Source organism: Armatimonas rosea (assembly GCF_014202505.1).
GTDB lineage: Bacteria > Armatimonadota > Armatimonadia > Armatimonadales > Armatimonadaceae > Armatimonas > Armatimonas rosea.
Genome location: NZ_JACHGW010000003.1, coordinates 828515 through 843782, shown reverse-complemented (window position 1 = coordinate 843782; position 15268 = coordinate 828515). Strand labels below are relative to the sequence as shown.

Below are 15268 nucleotides of genomic sequence, written 5' to 3'. Positions count from 1 at the left end.
AAGGAATGCCCTCCGCCTCTGCCGAATATGGGGTTCGTGCCTCGTTGGACCCGTGAAACTATCCTCGGTGAGATACTTCGCCGCTACGAAACCCAGCAGGATCTCTCCTACTCGGGCCTGAGCCGTGACAACCTGCCTCTGCTGCGGGCGGCGGCGCGGCACTTTGGCTCCTATCCCCTGGCAGTCGCTGCGGCGGGCCTTGACTACGACGAGCTCCGGCGCTACCGCAACTGGACCAATGATCGGATCATTGAGCGTCTCCAAGAGCTGGGTCAGCAAGGGGCCGACCTCTCGTGGCGCCATGTCTCCCTCAAACTCGATCCCACGCTGGCAGCGGCGGCGGTCAAGCGGCATCACTTCGGCTCGTGGCGCGCCGCGCTCGAAGCAGCGGGCCTCGACTACGATGCCATACGCCGCTACCACGACTGGGACGAAAAAGAGGTCGTGCGGCGCATTCGGGAGCGCCATGCTCGTGGGGAACCGCTCCATGCCAAGGCGCTGGAGCGCGACGATACCGCGCTCATCACCGCCGCCCGGCGCCGCTTCCCCGCCTGGCACGCATCGCTGACCGCGGCTGGCCTCAACTACGGCGAGATCGTCCTGCGCAGCCCCTCGGAGAAGCGGTGAGGTCGCCGCACGGCTGGTCGCTGCTCTGGTTGCCTCTGGCGGTTGTACTTGCCTTCTTCTACAACCACCAGAACGCTCTAGGACTGGAGCCGGTGGCAAAGCGCATCGGGCGCGAGGGCAACACCGCCGCGCTGGTCATCGCACTCGGGTATCTGCTCTTTCTTGCCTGGCGCAACAAAGACAAGCTGCTCGCCCGCTGGGTCATTCTGGTGATGCTCGTGGAGACGGTAGTCTACCTGGCGATCAAGGGTGCGACTTGGGGTATCAATATCAAGCACCACACCTACGGCCTTGCCCTACTCCCCCGGCCGTCGGGCGGCGACGGCGGCTTTCCGAGCGGGCACACCGCCGCGCATGTCTGCCTCGCCTATCTCCTCACGGAGCGCTACCCAAAACTCGCCCCGCTCTGGTGGTTCTGGGCAGCGCTCATGGCCTGGTCCCGCGTCGAGGCCGGTGCCCACTGGGCCTACCAGATCGTCGCGGGTGCGGTCTTGGGCGCGGCGGTCTGCCTCACCCTCGGCAAGAAGCTCAGCCCTCCGCCAAGAGCTTAACCACTGCTTTTTCTAGCTCGTCGTCGCGCAGGTCGCGGTGCCGGATCTTTCCCTCTTTGTCGAGCACGTAGATTGTGGGCCACCCATGAACATTCCACGCGGTCGCAATCGGGCCTTGTGTGTTGCCATCGATCACATTGCGCCAGGTAATCTTCTCGCGCTCTAGGATCTTATTGACGACCGACCGGTCGCCATCGCTATTGATTCCGATGAGAGCAAAGGGCTTGTCAGCGAGTCGCTTGACCATCTCCTTCTCGTGCGGAAGCATCGCTTGGCAGGGCCCTCACCAAAAGCCCCAGAAATCCAACACCACCACCTTGCCCCGGTACTCCGAGAGCTGGAAGGTCTTCCCTTCTTGGTCCGGCCCGGTGATCTCTGGCGCAATCATCCCCACTTGTAGGTGCTCCGACTCAAAGATTGCCCCGGTGGCCAGCTTCGCATAACTGCTAGTCGGATACTGTGCCAGGAGCCGTCGGTAGAGCGGGATCGCCGACTTTGCATCGGTGTCTTTTGTCACCTCAGCCAGGGCATAGAGCGCCGCGGCACGCACGGTCGCATCCTTGGACTTGCCCAGTGCATCCAGTTTCGCCTTGATGGTTGCTTTCTTTTCGGGCTGGTAGTTGTCGTAGCGCAGGCTCATTGCCAACTGTGCGGTCTCAGCCTGGTCACGGTTCTCCCGCAGGATATCCGCGATCAGCTGATCCGCTTGGCCAGGCTTTTGTGCGCCTTGCGCCAGCTCCATGGCGGCCATCCGGGCTCGAACCTGGACACCCCCCTTGGTCTTCTTAATCAGGGCTTGGTAGCGCGGCCAGAAGTCACTAAAGAGCCGCGTATTGAAGTCCTGATAGGCGCGCTGCTGCTCGCTGTCCTTGAGCTTCTCAAGACGCTTGAAAAACTCTTGCTGGCGCTGGCGCTGCTCATTTTGCAGCCTCTCCAGCTCCGCTTGGGCCGCGCTCGGCGGCACTTTTTTCTCTTGTTTCACCATCCCCCCTTACTGTCCTAAAAATTTCCTAGGTCGATCTTCTTCACCTTACGCACTCCCCGAGTTGGGGTATAGCGGAAGCTGACGGTCTTGGCGATTGTTGGGTTGATGCTCAGGACCACTTCCGAGAAGCTAATGTCCAGCTTGTCTTGCTTGAGCTTCATCGCGAGGCGGTCGGGCTGGTTGTTGGGGCCGACAAAGATCGAGATCACCTCGCCCTTGGGGCCTCCGGTCTGCAGATCATAGACCCGGAGCGTCCGCGCGCCCCGCTGCTCGTCGCGCACCTTCAGGTTCACCTCGCCGGGCTTCATCCCACTCTCTAGCGCCGCCGCCAGCTCGGGGGTGGGCTCGGGGGCATCGAGCGCCTTGAGCTGCGCAGGCTCCAGCTTCTCCAGCGCTTTCTGCGCCAGCCCCGTGAGCAGGCCCCGCACCAGAAACTCATTGTCGCTGGCGACTGGCTGGATCGCGTAGGTCTTGGCATCCACATCCTGCACCCAGGTGGTCTTGCCGCTGCTGGTGACCTTGTAGTGGTGCGGTTTCCCTCCCGTGGGCGACTGCACCAGGATATCGCTGAGGTAGGCACCGCTGGCCTTCTGCACCAGCTTGATCTCCGCCTGGAGTGTCACCGAGAGGTTGTCGCCCTTCAGGTCCATCCGCACCTGCGAGGTCACCATGCCCTCACGTAGGGGCTTGAGTGCCTTGGTAAAGAGAAAGAAGTCCCGTGCGGTAGCGGGCGTACTCTCGGGAACGGCCACGGCGGGCTTTGTCTCACCCGCAGGCATCGTGTCCTGAGCGAGAGTCGGGGTGCCCCCAATCAGGGCCAGCGCGGTAAAGATCACGAGGTGTTGCATGGCGCATTTTACCACTTTAGGACTTAATGCAATGGTTTCTGAAGTGCTGCCTTCACGAGCGCGAGGATCTGTTGGTTTTCGGTGCTCTTAGCCGCTTCCAGCACGGTCGTGCCGTACGCACTCTTGCGGCGTGGGTCTGCTCCCGCATCCAGAAGCATCTTCACAACAGTAGGGCTTTGCGTCTCGATAGCCGCAAAGAGCTGTGGATCGTCGTGATAGCCTTTCTCGTTGGGGTTGGCTCCGGCTCTCAGCAGCACCTGCATCAGTTCGGGGCGCTGGGCGAGGATCGCACAGCCGAGCGCGGTGTAGTCCTGTGGAAGTACGGCGTCGTGGCCTCGGGCATCACGATTTGCCCCACTCTTGAGTAAGAGCGCAAGCAAGGGCTCACGGCCTGCGATGGGGCCGTAGGCATGCCAATAGGGTCGTCCAGAAAGAACGACGTGTCCCGGTTTGCCGCCAATCGCGTGATGAAGTGGGGTGAAGCCCTGATTATCACGTGCATTGACGATTGCCCCCCTTGCAAGCAGGCTCTGGACTACGGGCAGGTTTCCCAGCTCGGCGGCAAGGTGCAGGTAGGTGTAGTTGTTGGGGCCAGTTGCCTTGACATTGGCTATCTCCACCAGTCCAAGGGCTTTTGAAGTATCTCCCAGCCAGAGTGCGTCCCAGAGATTGACAGGCGAGCCTCTCTGAAGGAGGCGCTGAGCGAGCGCACGGGAGCAGTGGTTGTACCAGAGAGCGTGGGTAAGCGCGGTTCCCCCCACCGTGTCGGCGGGACGCAGGTCTGCACCGGCAGCGAGAAGCCACTGCGCCGCCTCTTCGTGCTCTGCGATCACAGCCTGCATGAGCGGGGTCATTCCTGCCTTTGTCTGGCTGTTAAGTGGTGTCCCCGCTTTGAGCAGAGCCTCGACGATCCCCTTGACGGGTGCCCGACCTGTAGGCGAATGGATTTCAGGCTCCTGCCCATACCCCACGGCATGGTGCAGCGCCGTCCAGCCGTTGGTGTCACGCTGGTCGGGTTTAGCTCCTTGCGCGAGAAATTTCTGCACGGCGGTGAGATTGCCTGATGCCGCTGCGTCGAGCAGTGTTTTCGGGGGACCGGGAGAGCGATAGCCTTGCATGATAGTTTCCTTTAGCGCACGGAACCTCTCCCCTAGCCCCTCTCCCGGGCGCTCATTCTTCGCTGGGAAAGGGGAAACGGACGGGGAATTCCCCTTTCCCAAGGAGGAACGACTGCCCGGGAGAGGGGCTAGGGGAGAGGTTTCAGAGGTCTACCCGTAGGCACCATTGGGCAGGAAGCCCAGCAGGCGCTTGAGGCGCGGGCTGGCGTTTGCGTAGACATGCTCGGGCATCTGGTAGTTCATAAAGGGACTGTACTTGTGCCCCACGAGCCGCCGGGCGTAGCTCACCTGGGTGATGTAGCGCACGCGGTCCGAGAGATTAGGCGCACCCCGGTGCCAGACCTGGTTGTTGAACATCACGACGCTGCCCGCCTTCCCGCAGCCATAGACCGTCTTGTCTGCCCACTCCGTGCCATCAAGGGTCGGGGGGCAGGGCTTGCCAAAGAGGTGCGAGCCGGGAAGCACCTGGGTCGGGCCGTGTTCGGGAGTCTCGACATCGGTGAGGTAGTAGTTTGCAGTGAAGAGGAGCACGGGGAGCTTGATGTTCTTTGGGGCCTCTCCCTCAGTCACCAGAAAGTGCGGCGCATCGTCCTGGTGCCAGGTCGTGATCCCCTTGCCCGGCCCTGGGTAGACCTTGAAGCTGTTGTTGTGGATCACGTGGGTGACATTGTTAATGAGCTTCTCTGCAAACGTGGCGATAGGCTCCAGGTCAAAGAGCGAGAGGTTCGTGGGGCTGACCTCGAACATCCGGTGGTGGAGCTGGATGATCCCGTCGCCGTCTTCGTGGTTCTCTGTGAGCGCCCTATCGAGATCGTCGCGCATGGCGGCGCACATCTCGGGGGTGAGGACATCTTGCAGGACCAGAAACCCATCGCGGTGGAACTGCTCCACCCAGGCGTTGATCTGCTCGTCGGGGACGATTGTATTGGCGAGGTACTCGGGCATTTTTTCTCCCTTCGGGAACGGGCGGGTAAACCAGCCCGCCGTTGCGGCAAGCCCCCTGAAGGGGCCTCCGGAGCTAGGTGTCGATTTTTTGTGCGTGTTTTTGGGGCGGTGGCCCCACGGTTTTCCCTTGGAGAAGTCGCTCCGTCCAGTGCAGGTAGGCAGGGAGCACATCGTCGTTTGGGTAGCGCTTCAGGAGGCTTCGGATTTGGCGTGGGTAGTCCTCAAACAGCTCGGGGTACTTTGCACTGGCAAGCTGCCAACCGTTCTTGCCCTGCTGAAAGACCTCCAGCCAGCGTGGTTGCTCCCCATGGCAGGGGCAATAACCAATGCAGTGAAAGGTACTAAGAGTCCAGCGACCGTCGAACTTTCGGAGCCGAACGCCATGTTCGCTGAAGAGAGAGGTGGTTTCCTGAAGGGCACCTTGATGAAGGCGGTAGCAGTTCACCTCAGTGGGTTGCCAGGAGCCACCAAGGCGATCCTGCACTATGACGATCTCGCCAGAGAGCACCTTAAGATGGGCATTGGTTGCTTGAGGGCTGAGGGTACGCTGGGCAAGGCACTGCCAGTTCCCTCCGCTCTTTCTAGCCACTAAGACAGAGGGTTGGCACTGTTCCTCTACCTCCTTCACAAAGCTAAGAGCGACCCAAACTCCCTGATGCACATCTAAAGGCTCTAGCGCCCCAACGATCTGATTGGGCTTAAGGAACGAGGCCATACCTCGGGCCATGCTTGCCTGAAACAGTTGCCAGTCCGCTTCTTTGATATTGCCCAAGCGCCGCTGAAACGTGGCAGCCTCATCAAAGTTGCCCAGCACGTCGGCAACCCAAGCCGAGTGCTTGAGAAAGCGCCTCTGGAGCAAGGTAGAGACACGTGGGAGCTGCGGTTCCAGAGCCCGTAGCTCTTTTCGCGAACGATACATTAGCTCCCGAAAGCGCTCGGGGAACGTGAGCTCATTGCGGGGGGCGGTGACAAACCACTCAAAGCCCGTGGTGGATTCCAGCTCGGCGAGGGTGGCGACGGTCAAGCGGGGGGTGGGCGGATTCATTGCTTCTTGTCACTCCTCGATCCAGTGCCGGTAGCGATCCGTGCCATGCACCAAAATGGGCTTCCAGCGCTTGCCGTGGGAGTTGAGCGTGCTCTGGTGGACGTCGGTGGGAATGTAGCGCAGGGTCAGGCCACAGCGGCGGCGCGTCGAGGCATTGGGCAGGCTCCCGTGGATCAGGCAGCCCTCGTGAAGCGATGCAAAGCCCGCGGGGAGCGGCAGGCTGACCGCACTCGCTTCTTCTGCCTCCGTCACGGGCACTTCCTGGTTAATACTCAGCAGGTTCCCCGCCTGCTCTGCCGTCCCATGCTCCCGAATCCCCGCAGCGTGCGAGCCCGGAATCACCCGCATGCAGCCGTTCTCCTCATCGGCATCGTCGATAGCCAGCCAGACCGTCACCGCGACCGGCGGCTCCAGCCCCCAGTAGGTCACGTCTTGGTGCCAGGCCACAAACTTCGCCGCGGAGTCGCCCTCGCCGTACTTGCAGAAGAAGTGGGTCGCCAGCAGAAAGAAGTCCGGCCCGAGGACACTCTCGACAGCCTCCAAGACCTTGGGATGGACCGCCAGCTCGTAGATAAAACTCTCCGTCAGGTGCCGATCCAGCAGCCCGATCTGCGCCGTCTCCCGCCCCACCTGTGCCTCCAGCACATCGAACTGCTCCCGCACACGGCTTGCTTGGTCGGGGGTCAGCACCGGAAGGGCCGCAAGAAAGCCATCTTTGGCAAAGGATACTGCATTGTCCCCCCGCCCCGCGGGGGTTAGGGGGGAATGGGGCATGGGTTCAGTCCACCTTCACATGAAACGAGATCGTCAGCTTGCCGCCCTCAGCGATTACCTCGGCGCGCTTCACGTGGGCCAGCAATGCGTTGATCTGCGACGCCTCCGGGGCCTTGGCGTCCTTGGGGAGCTCGATCTCCTTCGTCAGCCCCTGCTTCAGCCCTTCGGAGAGGGTTTCATTGATCAGCTCTTGGCGGATCGGGATGACTCCCTCAATCTCCAGCCCCGCCAGCTCCTTGGCGCCGCCGGTAAGAATCTTCTCGAGTAGCTCTCTCATGCCTTTTCCTCCGGGACACGCAGGGCGAAGTGGATATCGAGGAATCCGCGGCGGGTGCTGAGCTCCAGTGTGTCGATCAGCGACCCAAAGTCATGGCCGCTCTTCTCTTTGAGCTGTGCCCCCAGGTCGATAGATAGTGTCGTCCCATTGGCCGTCACCCCCGGGACCATGCCCGCCAGCAGCGGGATCAGCACCCCGACCAGGCCTCCGGGCGGGTCGAGCTGAACCGTGGCGATCAGCTCTCCGTCTTTGGCGACCGTGGGCTCGATCGTGAAGGGAAGCTCCAGGGTCTTGGGCAGGAGAAACTGGTCGATCGCCACCACCGCAATCGCCTTGTTTCCCTCCAGCAGCGCCACCATCACCCCTTTGACGGGGCCACTTTTCTTGGCGATCGCTTCTTTGAGCGCCTGGTTGATTAGTGCTCCGGGGACGGGGAGCTTCCCTTTGATCTGAGTGCCGGGCAGGGAAGCGAAGCCACTGGCGAGCTCACGCTCAAGAATCTTTTGTAGCATCGCTGGAAAGGTTCGCCATCCTTGACTCTGGTTCCTCCCTATGTTATACTAGCCCTTGCGCCAAAATTTGGTGAGGGTCGTGCATGTCTTCAGAGGTAGCAAGTTCTATACAAGAAAAGGTCAACGAGTACAGCGTGCTCGTTGCGCCGGTTGAGCACGCCCTCCGTGAGCTACAGCTCGCCCGCGGGATGCTCCGTGCCCGCGCTGAGGACGAGATTTTAGCGCTCTCGCCAGCCCTGGCTGCCATCTCGGAGACCCTGGGAATCTCGGTGCTGGATCTGCTCCTCTCCAAGGATCGCGAGGCGTTCCTGCGCGAGGCGGTCGAGCATGCGGCGCTTCCGGTGGACGTCATCCGAGACCGCATTCTCGCGGCAGCGGGTGCGGGTGGGGGCGAGCAGCTCAAGGCGCTAGGGCTCCCGGAGACCCCTACCTCATGAGCCGCCCCAACAACACACCGCTTCTTGCCGTCGTCGTTCTGGCTGCCTTGGGGGGGATTGCCTTCCTCAACCGTGCCCAGTACGAGAGCCGTCCTCGGTCTCCGGAAGAGATCCAGCAGGAGGAGCAAGAGCGCAATAAGCCCAAGTCTCAGGGAACGTCGTCTTCCGAGGCGGCCCCTGCCCCAGGGGGGGACCTTGAGGGACTGCAGCCTGAGAGCTATGTGGGGACGATGGCCCCCGAGCGTGAGGTCACGATTGGCTACACCCTCTCTCCCACTGTCCAGGGCGATCCTGCCCAGGCAACCGATGCCCTACGACACTTCAGCGAGATGCTGGAGCGGGTCAACTCCCAGACGAGCCTAAACACACGCTTTCGTCTGGTCAATGTCGATATCATCCGCGATGTTCCTGAGGGAATCTGGCTCGACGGTCACTACGTCACCATGTTCAACCTGGGCACACTGCGCTCCGAAGGCTCCCACTTAGTGGAGACGATCATGCGGGAGATCAAGTCTAGCTTCCCGCCCTCAAAAAAACCTAGTCCCCTGAAAAAATAAGGATAGAAATTCAATGCCCAATATCAAGTCGGTAAAAAAAGATGTCCTGCGCTCCCGGATCAACCGTGACCGCAACAACGCGGCCAAGAGCCGGATGAAGACCTTTGTCAAGAAGGCAAGTGTCGCCATCCAGACCGGTGATGCCGAGCTGTCCCGTGTCCTGTCGCAGGCCGTCTCGGTGATCGACAAGACCGCCAAGCGTGGGATCATCCACAAGAACGCCGCTGCTCGCCGCAAGTCCCGCCTCATGAAGCGCGCCTCCGCGGCTGCAAAGGCCTAAGAAAAAAACTCTGGCATTTTGTCAGAAACCGGGTCGCCCAGCCGTTATAGGGGTGCGGCCGTATTAGTTTTCAGGGAGAGGTTAAGTCGCTCTCTGGAATCCCTGCCTCTGCCCAAAAACAGAGGCCAATTTCAAGACCATAGGGAGGAAGACGATGGCAACAGCCTACGAGGCCATCTATATTGTGGATGCATCACTGGCCGAGGATCAAGTCAAAGCGATCATCGAGAAGTATGCAGGCGTGATCACCAAGAGCAATGGCTCTGTGGAGGACACGGATATCTGGGACCCGCGCAAGCTGGCCTACGAGATCAAAGGGCACCGCGAAGGCCGCTATATCGTGGTGAACTTTCTAAGCGACGCGGCGTGTAAGAACGAGCTGGATCGTATCTTCCGGATCAGCGACGATGTCATTCGACACATGATCGTCAAGCAGGATCCGAAGGCGGACCGATTCCCCTCGAAGACCCGTGCCGCAGAGCAGGAGCGTCGAGAGCGTGAGGCAGCTGCCCGCGCCGCCGCCGCGCCGCTTGCTCCTCAGCCGGTCACCGACCTGGGCAGTGCTTCCGACGATGAGGAAGAGGCAGCTCCCGAGGCCGAGACCACCGAGGAGTAGTTCGGGCAGGGACGCTCCCCGCCCGTCTGGCACCGATGCAACTTATAAACTCTAGTGGCTAGGTGAAGTGTGTGTTGACTTGGTAACCCGCACCAAAGCGTGTGCGGGTGGAGGATAGATGAGATGTTGAATCGAGTGATCTTGATCGGGCGACTGGTAGCAGACCCCGAGCTGAAGTACACCCCTTCGGGTATCGCGGTTGCACAGTTCCGTATCGCCGTGGACCGGCCCCTCTCCCAGGAAGCCAAACAGCAAGGCCAGGAGAAGCAAGCCGATTTTATTGATATCGTCGCCTGGCGCCAGAGCGCTGAGTTCGCGTCGCAGTATCTCAACAAGGGCAGGCTGGTCGCCGTCGAGGGCCGCCTGCAGATCCGTGAGTACGTGACCCAGGACGGCCAGCGCCGCAAAGCCGCCGAGATTGTCGCCGACAACCTCAAGGGCCTAGACCGTCCCCGTGACGGCGAGGGCGGTGGGGATGCCTATGCAGGAGGCTACGAGCAGCCTGCAGCGGCTCCCGCGGCGCGCGGCGGTGGCTACGAGCGGACCGCAGCGCCGGCAAGGCCGGCAGGCGGTGGCTACGCCGGGGGCGGCGGACGTGCACGACAGGTACCCGCAAACGACTACGATGACAGCGATCTGAGCGATCCGTTCGCTGAGTAGCTACGAGGAAAAGTAAGATGGCAACTATCGCCAAGACGGTTAAGACCCGCAAATTTAAGAAAGTCAAACGTAAAGTCTGCTACTTCACCGTGCAGAAAGTGGACTACATCGACTACAAGAATGTCGCGCTCCTGCGGCGTTTTGTCAGCGAGCGTGGCAAGATCCTGCCCCGCCGCACCACCGGTACCTGCGCCAAGTACCAGCGCCCTCTCGCGCAGGCCATCAAGCGTGCCCGTGAGATCGCTCTCCTGCCATTTGTGGCAGAGGGTGTGTAAACTAGTCAGGATACGGTAAAGCCGGACACGACAGCCTCCAATCTCTTGATTGGAGGCTGTTATTTTTATGCAAGAGCTGAGGCGTGGCATTGAGGATGTTCTGGAGACCCTGCGAAGGGCGAACCTGCGAGGCGAGAAGGCGACCCTTCTTGTCGGGGCGGGTTGCTCGGTCTCGGCGGGCATCCCGCTAGCGGAGGAGATGCTACACAGCATCGAGGAGGAGTTCCCCCGTGCCGCCCAGCGCGCCTCAGAGCGCAGCTACGCCGCCTACCTCAAGGAGCTCGCACCGGGCGAGCAGCAGGCACTCATCAACCGCTGTGTCCACCACTCCCAGGTAAACCCCACCTACCTGGCGATCGCCCACCTGATGAAGGGAGGTTTTGTCGATCGGGTCCTAACCACGAACTTCGACCCCTTGCTTGTCCGCGCCTGTGCCCTTGCCGGCGAGTTTCCTGCGGTCTTCAATGTCCCCCAGCTCTCCCCGGACCAGCTCCTCAAGCTCCCCGATACCGCCCTCTTCTACCTCCAGGGGCAAGGAACCGGCAACACCCACATCCCTCCCCGCTACCTAAAGGCCGTCTTAGAGGAGTCCACCCAGAACCGCCCGCTGATTGTCGTGGGCTACAGTGGCACCGACACGACTGTCTTCCCCCGGCTCGCTCTGCAGAAACACTACTCCAACCGCCTCTACTGGGTCGGCCACGGCGACGAAGCTCCTGCGGCGTGTGTCCAGAGCCGCCTCCTCAAACCGGGGAAAGAGGCCTACTGGCTGAGCGGGTACTCGTCGGACCAGTTCTTTGTCCAGCTCGTCCGGCAGCTCGGGGTCTTCTCCTCAGACTTCGCCGACCGGCTCCTGGAGCACCCTCAGGCCATCATGGAGACCCTCTGTCCCGCCTCCCAGCCCGATGTGATCCTAGAGCGCCTCCAGGAACAAGTCAAAACACCGCGCCCTAAAGATGTCCACCCGAGCTTTGTGGCCGCCCAGCTCCGTGAGGCCGATGAGCTTGTGCTGCGGGCGCAGTTCAAGGCCAACCGCGAGGCCGATGTGCTCTTTGAGGCGGCCTACGCTCGCTATGCAGGAGCGCTGGTTCTCCAGCCCGACACCACCGAGGTTCTGGTCCAGTGGGCCATGGCACTCTCCGAGCAAGCCAAGCTCAAGTCCGGTGCCGATGCAGAGCGCTTGCTGAGCACTGCCTGTGAGAAGTACCAGCAGGCGACGGCTCTCCAGAGCCAGGACTCCAATATCGAGTACCTCTGGGGGATGGCTCTCTCACGCCGCGCCCAGCTCACCCGCGGCGAGGTGTCTCAGGCGCTGGTCTGTGAGGCGCTGGAGCACCTCAGCAAGGCGGAGCTCCTCACCCCCGGGAGCGCGGCCTACTTCCTTGCGTGTCTCACGGGCTCACGGGGCGATCTGGAGGGGACTCGTCGCTGGCTCACGCGCTGCCAGGAGCAAGGTGTTCTTCCTCTGCGCGGGATGCTGGAGAGCAATCCGGTCTTTCGCAACTTTGTCGCGCAACCTTGGTTTGCGGCCCTCTACCAGCACGAGCACTCCTAGGCAGCATTCTCTTTGGTACAATAAGGCGTGTTTGAGCTATTGCTTCCTGTCGCCCTGGGAGTCTTGGGCGGCGGGATCGGCCTGGCGCTTGCGGGCCGGGGCCGTAAGAGCCGCCAGGAGGTCTTGGAGGAGGCGGATGCCCTCCAGTCCCAGGGAGCCAGTCTCGCCGCAGTCGCCCTGCTAGAGCGTGCGCTTCGCCAGGTTGGCCCCACCGAGACCGCCTTTATCGCGGAGGCGCGCTACCGCCTCTGTGGGCTCTACGTCTCCCTCCAAAAGTGGCGCCTTGGGGAGCAGGTCTGCCAAGAGCTCCTCCAGTCCGCCTCGGAGCTTGGCCCCTCCGGGCGGCACGATGTCTTGCGTCACCTAGCGCGCTGCCAGGACGCCCTGGATCTCCCCCAGGAGGCCGAGGCGAGCCGCTCGCAAGCAGATGCCCTGATCGAAGAGATCCCCGACACCGCCTACCGCCTCTTTGCCCGCCAGGAGCGCTTGGTGCGCCTCCACCAGTACCCCCAAGCGCTTCTTCTGCAAGAGGAGCTCCTGACCAGCTACCCAGAGCGCGTCGCGGTTCCCACGCTGCTCTGCTTTACCGCCTTCACCGCCCAGCACGCCGGCTACGCCGCCACGGCGCGTAGCTACCTCACCCAGGCACTGGCGACCCCGGAGCTTGCACCGGCTCTCCAGTGGGAGATGCACCGGGTGGGCTTCCATGCCGCCGAGGCCCAGCACGACTGGGAGGCACTCCTCACCCATGCCAAGGCGCTCCATACCCTCTCTCCCCAGGCGACCAGCCGTCGCTATCTGGCAACCGCTCTGCTTCTCAACAACCAGCTGAGCGAGACCGAAGCCCTGCTCACGGGCGAGGATATCGGGCTCGGAGTGACCCTGGCGCGGCTCCAGCGCGACTTCCCCAAGGCACAGCAGTGGCTAGAGCGGGCAGCTCCCGGCCCAAAGACCACCCTCTTGGCGGCCACAGTCGCTCTGGAGGCAGGAGATGGCTCCACGGCCCTGATGCACCTAGAGGACCTGAGAGAGAGAGCTCCTCTCGTGCAGCTACGGCGTGCTTGGGCGCTGGCGCTCACCGGGATCACCACGCCGCCCCCACAGCCTGCCGATGACTCCCCTGAGCAACGAGAGGCCTATGCCCAGGCTCTCTGGCACCAAGGTGCCCGTACCCAGGCCTGCGAAGCCCAGGCAGAGCTCCTCCGCCAGCCCCTCGCCCCCGCGTTCCGAGCCTACCACGAAGCCCTCTACCAACAATGGACAGCAACACCTTAACCACCGCACAGCGTCTCAGTGATCTTGGAAAGCTCGACAAGGCCATTGCGCTCCTTGAGCCGCACCTTTGCCCCCCGTTCACGGCACTGAATGACCTCCAGTGCTCTGCGCTCTTTACCCTCTCAGGGCTCTACCTGACCGTCGAGCGCTTCAACGAGGGAGAGGCGCTGGTCAAGGCCGCGCTCACCGTCGCGAGCCCCGAGCACCACTCGGATCTCTACCGCCGCCTGAGCCACTTCTACGAAGCCCGGGGCCATACCCAGAAAGCCGCGGAGATGCGCGAGAAAACCGCCCAAGCCGAAGAGCTCCTCACCGATCCCGGGAGCCGTGCCTTCGCCCGCGTCATTCGGCTCAGCCAGGAGCACGATCCCGACAGAACGTACGCTGCCACCCTTGAGGCCCTGGAGGCCCTCCCCGATGACCGAGTCGCGGTTCCCGGGATGCTAGCGATGGCGGCTGCCTCTGCCTTCGATTCCGGCCGGGACAGTGATGCCTGGTCTTGGGCGAGCAAGGCGCTTGTTCATAGAAACGCGACAGCGGATCATAAGACCGATGCCATGCGGATCAAGGCACTGGTCTTTGGGGTCCAAGGCCGATCCGACGAGGCGCTCGATCGGCTCAAAGAGGCAACCTACCTGGCACGGCAGGGGGCGGACTGGCACTCGGTTGTCCAAGTTGCTCTACAGACCTCGCGAGGCCTTCTCCTGCGTGGGCGCGTGGGCCTTGCGGAGGAGCTGGCACGCGAGGTTGAGGATGCGCTCCCCTACGCACGTGCACGGGCGCTGAGCCTGCGTGTTACCTGTGCCTGCGTACGTGGGGCACACGACGAGGCCGACGCGCTACTGGAGGAGGCGATTGCTGCCACCCGCAAGCGAGCCACTACCTTGGCGGCCCGAATCAGCCTCGACCTAGCGCGGGAAGACTACCAGCAGGCACTCAAGCACACCAATGAGCAGCTTCGTGCATTGGGAGGGCGTGGCAAGTACCTGACGCGTCTGGGGCGCGTTTCGATTCTCTGGCACATGGGCCAAGAGGCAAAGGCGCAAGAGGAGGCCACCGAGCTCCGCGCCCAGGGTGGGGAGAGTGCATCCCAGGAGCAGCGAGCCGCGCTGGCACGCATGGAGGCACGGCTTGCCTCACTTCAGGGGGACTGGCAGACAGGGGCAGCGCAGTGGAAGAACGTCCTGCGCCTAGAGCCCCACCCGATCAACCAACCCGAGAACTGGGTGATGCTGGGCGACTGCTACGGCAAGCTAGGGGAGAGTAGCGCCGCGCGCTTTGCCTGGGAGCGGGCGGCGGCGCTCCCGGTTGAGTCGATCTGGGTGCGCCGCGCCAACGAGCGTCTCGAGCTCTCGGAGAGCTAGAACCGCTGCCCCACCCCGAGCTGAAAGTCGGTGCGGGTGTTCATATAGGTGAGCTGGAGCTGGAGAAAGAACGGGCCATCGATACTGGTGCCGACCAGCAGCTTACCTCCGGCAGACTGCGAGGTCACCGAACCACCTCCCAGAAACGTATCTGACTGGCGGTTGCGGTAGAAGCCCAGCCCAAAGCCATAGTACGCCCCCACCCCCGCTTTATCGGTGACCTTGTAGAGGCGCTGGAATCCCGCCCCGATCACCTCGTCGGTGACCTTGCGCGCCACCACCTCGGCAGGGCGGTTGATCACGCGAAACGCATCGGCATAGAACTCTAGGGACTCGTTCTTATCGCGGCCCAGAGCCTTGGAGTAACCAATCGCGGAGAGGGTCTGGCGTGCAATCTCATTGTCTCTGTTCCCGAGGCTGGGGCCAATCCAGAAGCGAACCCCTTGCGGCTCCGCCTGCGCCTTTGCTGACCCGGCCAGTGCCCCAAGGGCGAGAACCGTCGCGACCACACACAACCCACCACGTCCACTTTTCATACAAAACCTTCCTTCGGAAAAAACCTCTGAG

The 15268-nt window shown here is 62.2% G+C and carries 20 protein-coding genes and 1 pseudogene; 11 read left to right on the top strand and 10 right to left on the bottom strand.

What is annotated here, in order from left to right; genetic code table 11:
• Positions 1–36: 36 nt before the first annotated feature.
• Positions 37–627 carry a hypothetical protein gene (locus tag HNQ39_RS18910; protein WP_184200112.1) on the top strand — a complete coding sequence of 197 codons (591 nt, stop codon included), beginning with the start codon at positions 37–39 and terminating at the stop codon, positions 625–627.
• Positions 624–1178 (top strand): phosphatase PAP2 family protein, encoded by a 555-nt coding sequence (locus HNQ39_RS30635; RefSeq protein WP_184200109.1) that lies wholly within the window; start codon positions 624–626, stop codon positions 1176–1178. Before HNQ39_RS18910 ends, HNQ39_RS30635 begins: the two co-directional genes overlap by 4 nt.
• Here HNQ39_RS30635 and HNQ39_RS18900 read toward each other — a convergent pair.
• From HNQ39_RS18900 to HNQ39_RS18860, 9 genes are all read right to left on the bottom strand, one after another.
• A complete protein-coding gene (locus HNQ39_RS18900; RefSeq protein ID WP_246385848.1) occupies positions 1156–1566 on the bottom strand; it encodes a TlpA family protein disulfide reductase in 411 nt (136 codons plus the stop codon). The two genes, HNQ39_RS30635 and HNQ39_RS18900, sit on opposite strands and share 23 nt — an antisense overlap.
• Positions 1462–2163, bottom strand: coding sequence for a peroxiredoxin family protein (locus HNQ39_RS18895; RefSeq protein WP_184200103.1), 702 nt, complete (start codon positions 2161–2163; stop codon positions 1462–1464). Before HNQ39_RS18895 ends, HNQ39_RS18900 begins: the two co-directional genes overlap by 105 nt.
• Positions 2164–2177: 14 nt before the next feature.
• The gene (locus HNQ39_RS18890; RefSeq protein ID WP_184200100.1) at positions 2178–3011 is read right to left on the bottom strand and encodes a hypothetical protein; all 834 of its coding nucleotides are present in this window, start codon (positions 3009–3011) and stop codon (positions 2178–2180) included.
• Between the two features lie 23 nt (positions 3012–3034).
• On the bottom strand, positions 3035–4129 hold the full coding sequence (locus HNQ39_RS18885; RefSeq protein WP_184200097.1) for an ankyrin repeat domain-containing protein: 1095 nt from the start codon (positions 4127–4129) through the stop codon (positions 3035–3037).
• A gap of 150 nt (positions 4130–4279) precedes the next feature.
• Positions 4280–5074: a phytanoyl-CoA dioxygenase family protein gene (locus HNQ39_RS18880; protein ID WP_184200095.1), complete on the bottom strand. Its 795-nt coding sequence runs from the start codon at positions 5072–5074 to the stop codon at positions 4280–4282.
• Positions 5075–5147: 73 nt separating this feature from the next.
• Complete coding sequence (locus HNQ39_RS18875; protein ID WP_184200092.1) at positions 5148–6119, bottom strand: hypothetical protein; 972 nt, start codon at positions 6117–6119, stop codon at positions 5148–5150.
• 9 nt (positions 6120–6128) lie between these two features.
• Positions 6129–6893 (bottom strand): phytanoyl-CoA dioxygenase family protein, encoded by a 765-nt coding sequence (locus HNQ39_RS18870; RefSeq protein WP_184200089.1) that lies wholly within the window; start codon positions 6891–6893, stop codon positions 6129–6131.
• Positions 6894–6897: 4 nt separating this feature from the next.
• Positions 6898–7170, bottom strand: a complete 273-nt coding sequence (locus tag HNQ39_RS18865; protein ID WP_184200086.1) for a hypothetical protein — start codon at positions 7168–7170, stop codon at positions 6898–6900.
• Complete coding sequence (locus HNQ39_RS18860) at positions 7167–7682, bottom strand: hypothetical protein (RefSeq protein WP_184200083.1); 516 nt, start codon at positions 7680–7682, stop codon at positions 7167–7169. Before HNQ39_RS18860 ends, HNQ39_RS18865 begins: the two co-directional genes overlap by 4 nt.
• A gap of 83 nt (positions 7683–7765) precedes the next feature.
• Here HNQ39_RS18860 and HNQ39_RS18855 point away from each other — a divergent pair, with 83 nt between their 5' ends.
• The 9 genes and pseudogenes from HNQ39_RS18855 to HNQ39_RS18815 all read left to right on the top strand — a co-directional run bounded on the left by HNQ39_RS18855 (position 7766) and on the right by HNQ39_RS18815 (position 14701).
• Entirely contained in the window at positions 7766–8119 is a 354-nt protein-coding gene (locus HNQ39_RS18855) for a hypothetical protein (RefSeq protein ID WP_184200080.1), read from the top strand.
• Entirely contained in the window at positions 8116–8676 is a 561-nt protein-coding gene (locus tag HNQ39_RS18850) for a hypothetical protein (protein ID WP_184200077.1), read from the top strand. Before HNQ39_RS18855 ends, HNQ39_RS18850 begins: the two co-directional genes overlap by 4 nt.
• A 13-nt stretch (positions 8677–8689) precedes the next feature.
• Positions 8690–8956 carry a 30S ribosomal protein S20 gene (gene rpsT, locus HNQ39_RS18845; RefSeq protein ID WP_184200074.1) on the top strand — a complete coding sequence of 89 codons (267 nt, stop codon included), beginning with the start codon at positions 8690–8692 and terminating at the stop codon, positions 8954–8956.
• Positions 8957–9110: 154 nt separating this feature from the next.
• A pseudogene (gene rpsF, locus HNQ39_RS30630) lies at positions 9111–9386 on the top strand (30S ribosomal protein S6); the annotation flags it as partial.
• Between the two features lie 309 nt (positions 9387–9695).
• Positions 9696–10232: a single-stranded DNA-binding protein gene (locus HNQ39_RS18835; protein ID WP_184200068.1), complete on the top strand. Its 537-nt coding sequence runs from the start codon at positions 9696–9698 to the stop codon at positions 10230–10232.
• A gap of 17 nt (positions 10233–10249) precedes the next feature.
• Positions 10250–10507 (top strand): 30S ribosomal protein S18, encoded by a 258-nt coding sequence (gene rpsR / locus HNQ39_RS18830; protein WP_184200064.1) that lies wholly within the window; start codon positions 10250–10252, stop codon positions 10505–10507.
• A 67-nt stretch (positions 10508–10574) separates the two neighbouring features.
• Positions 10575–12062 (top strand): SIR2 family NAD-dependent protein deacylase, encoded by a 1488-nt coding sequence (locus tag HNQ39_RS18825; RefSeq protein WP_184200062.1) that lies wholly within the window; start codon positions 10575–10577, stop codon positions 12060–12062.
• A 27-nt stretch (positions 12063–12089) separates the two neighbouring features.
• The gene (locus HNQ39_RS18820; protein ID WP_184200059.1) at positions 12090–13337 is read left to right on the top strand and encodes a hypothetical protein; all 1248 of its coding nucleotides are present in this window, start codon (positions 12090–12092) and stop codon (positions 13335–13337) included.
• Positions 13319–14701 carry a tetratricopeptide repeat protein gene (locus HNQ39_RS18815; protein ID WP_184200056.1) on the top strand — a complete coding sequence of 461 codons (1383 nt, stop codon included), beginning with the start codon at positions 13319–13321 and terminating at the stop codon, positions 14699–14701. The genes HNQ39_RS18820 and HNQ39_RS18815 overlap by 19 nt, the downstream gene beginning before the upstream one ends.
• Here the strand turns inward: HNQ39_RS18815 and HNQ39_RS18810 are convergent.
• Positions 14698–15237, bottom strand: coding sequence for a hypothetical protein (locus HNQ39_RS18810; RefSeq protein WP_184200053.1), 540 nt, complete (start codon positions 15235–15237; stop codon positions 14698–14700). The two genes, HNQ39_RS18815 and HNQ39_RS18810, sit on opposite strands and share 4 nt — an antisense overlap.
• Positions 15238–15268: the final 31 nt, after the last annotated feature.

Bases quoted from the DNA above. Each gene is read 5' to 3' on its own strand.
- HNQ39_RS18895 (WP_184200103.1), bottom strand. From the start codon at position 2,163: ATGGTGAAACAAGAGAAAAAAGTGCCGCCGAGCGCGGCCCAAGCGGAG.
- HNQ39_RS18890 (WP_184200100.1), bottom strand. From the start codon at position 3,011: ATGCAACACCTCGTGATCTTTACCGCGCTGGCCCTGATTGGGGGCACC.
- HNQ39_RS18885 (WP_184200097.1), bottom strand. From the start codon at position 4,129: ATGCAAGGCTATCGCTCTCCCGGTCCCCCGAAAACACTGCTCGACGCA.
- HNQ39_RS18880 (WP_184200095.1), bottom strand. From the start codon at position 5,074: ATGCCCGAGTACCTCGCCAATACAATCGTCCCCGACGAGCAGATCAAC.
- HNQ39_RS18875 (WP_184200092.1), bottom strand. From the start codon at position 6,119: ATGAATCCGCCCACCCCCCGCTTGACCGTCGCCACCCTCGCCGAGCTG.
- HNQ39_RS18870 (WP_184200089.1), bottom strand. From the start codon at position 6,893: ATGCCCCATTCCCCCCTAACCCCCGCGGGGCGGGGGGACAATGCAGTA.
- HNQ39_RS18865 (WP_184200086.1), bottom strand. From the start codon at position 7,170: ATGAGAGAGCTACTCGAGAAGATTCTTACCGGCGGCGCCAAGGAGCTG.
- HNQ39_RS18860 (WP_184200083.1), bottom strand. From the start codon at position 7,682: ATGCTACAAAAGATTCTTGAGCGTGAGCTCGCCAGTGGCTTCGCTTCC.
- HNQ39_RS18855 (WP_184200080.1), top strand. From the start codon at position 7,766: ATGTCTTCAGAGGTAGCAAGTTCTATACAAGAAAAGGTCAACGAGTAC.
- HNQ39_RS18850 (WP_184200077.1), top strand. From the start codon at position 8,116: ATGAGCCGCCCCAACAACACACCGCTTCTTGCCGTCGTCGTTCTGGCT.
- rpsT (WP_184200074.1), top strand. From the start codon at position 8,690: ATGCCCAATATCAAGTCGGTAAAAAAAGATGTCCTGCGCTCCCGGATC.
- HNQ39_RS18835 (WP_184200068.1), top strand. From the start codon at position 9,696: ATGTTGAATCGAGTGATCTTGATCGGGCGACTGGTAGCAGACCCCGAG.
- rpsR (WP_184200064.1), top strand. From the start codon at position 10,250: ATGGCAACTATCGCCAAGACGGTTAAGACCCGCAAATTTAAGAAAGTC.
- HNQ39_RS18825 (WP_184200062.1), top strand. From the start codon at position 10,575: ATGCAAGAGCTGAGGCGTGGCATTGAGGATGTTCTGGAGACCCTGCGA.
- HNQ39_RS18815 (WP_184200056.1), top strand. From the start codon at position 13,319: ATGGACAGCAACACCTTAACCACCGCACAGCGTCTCAGTGATCTTGGA.
- HNQ39_RS18810 (WP_184200053.1), bottom strand. From the start codon at position 15,237: ATGAAAAGTGGACGTGGTGGGTTGTGTGTGGTCGCGACGGTTCTCGCC.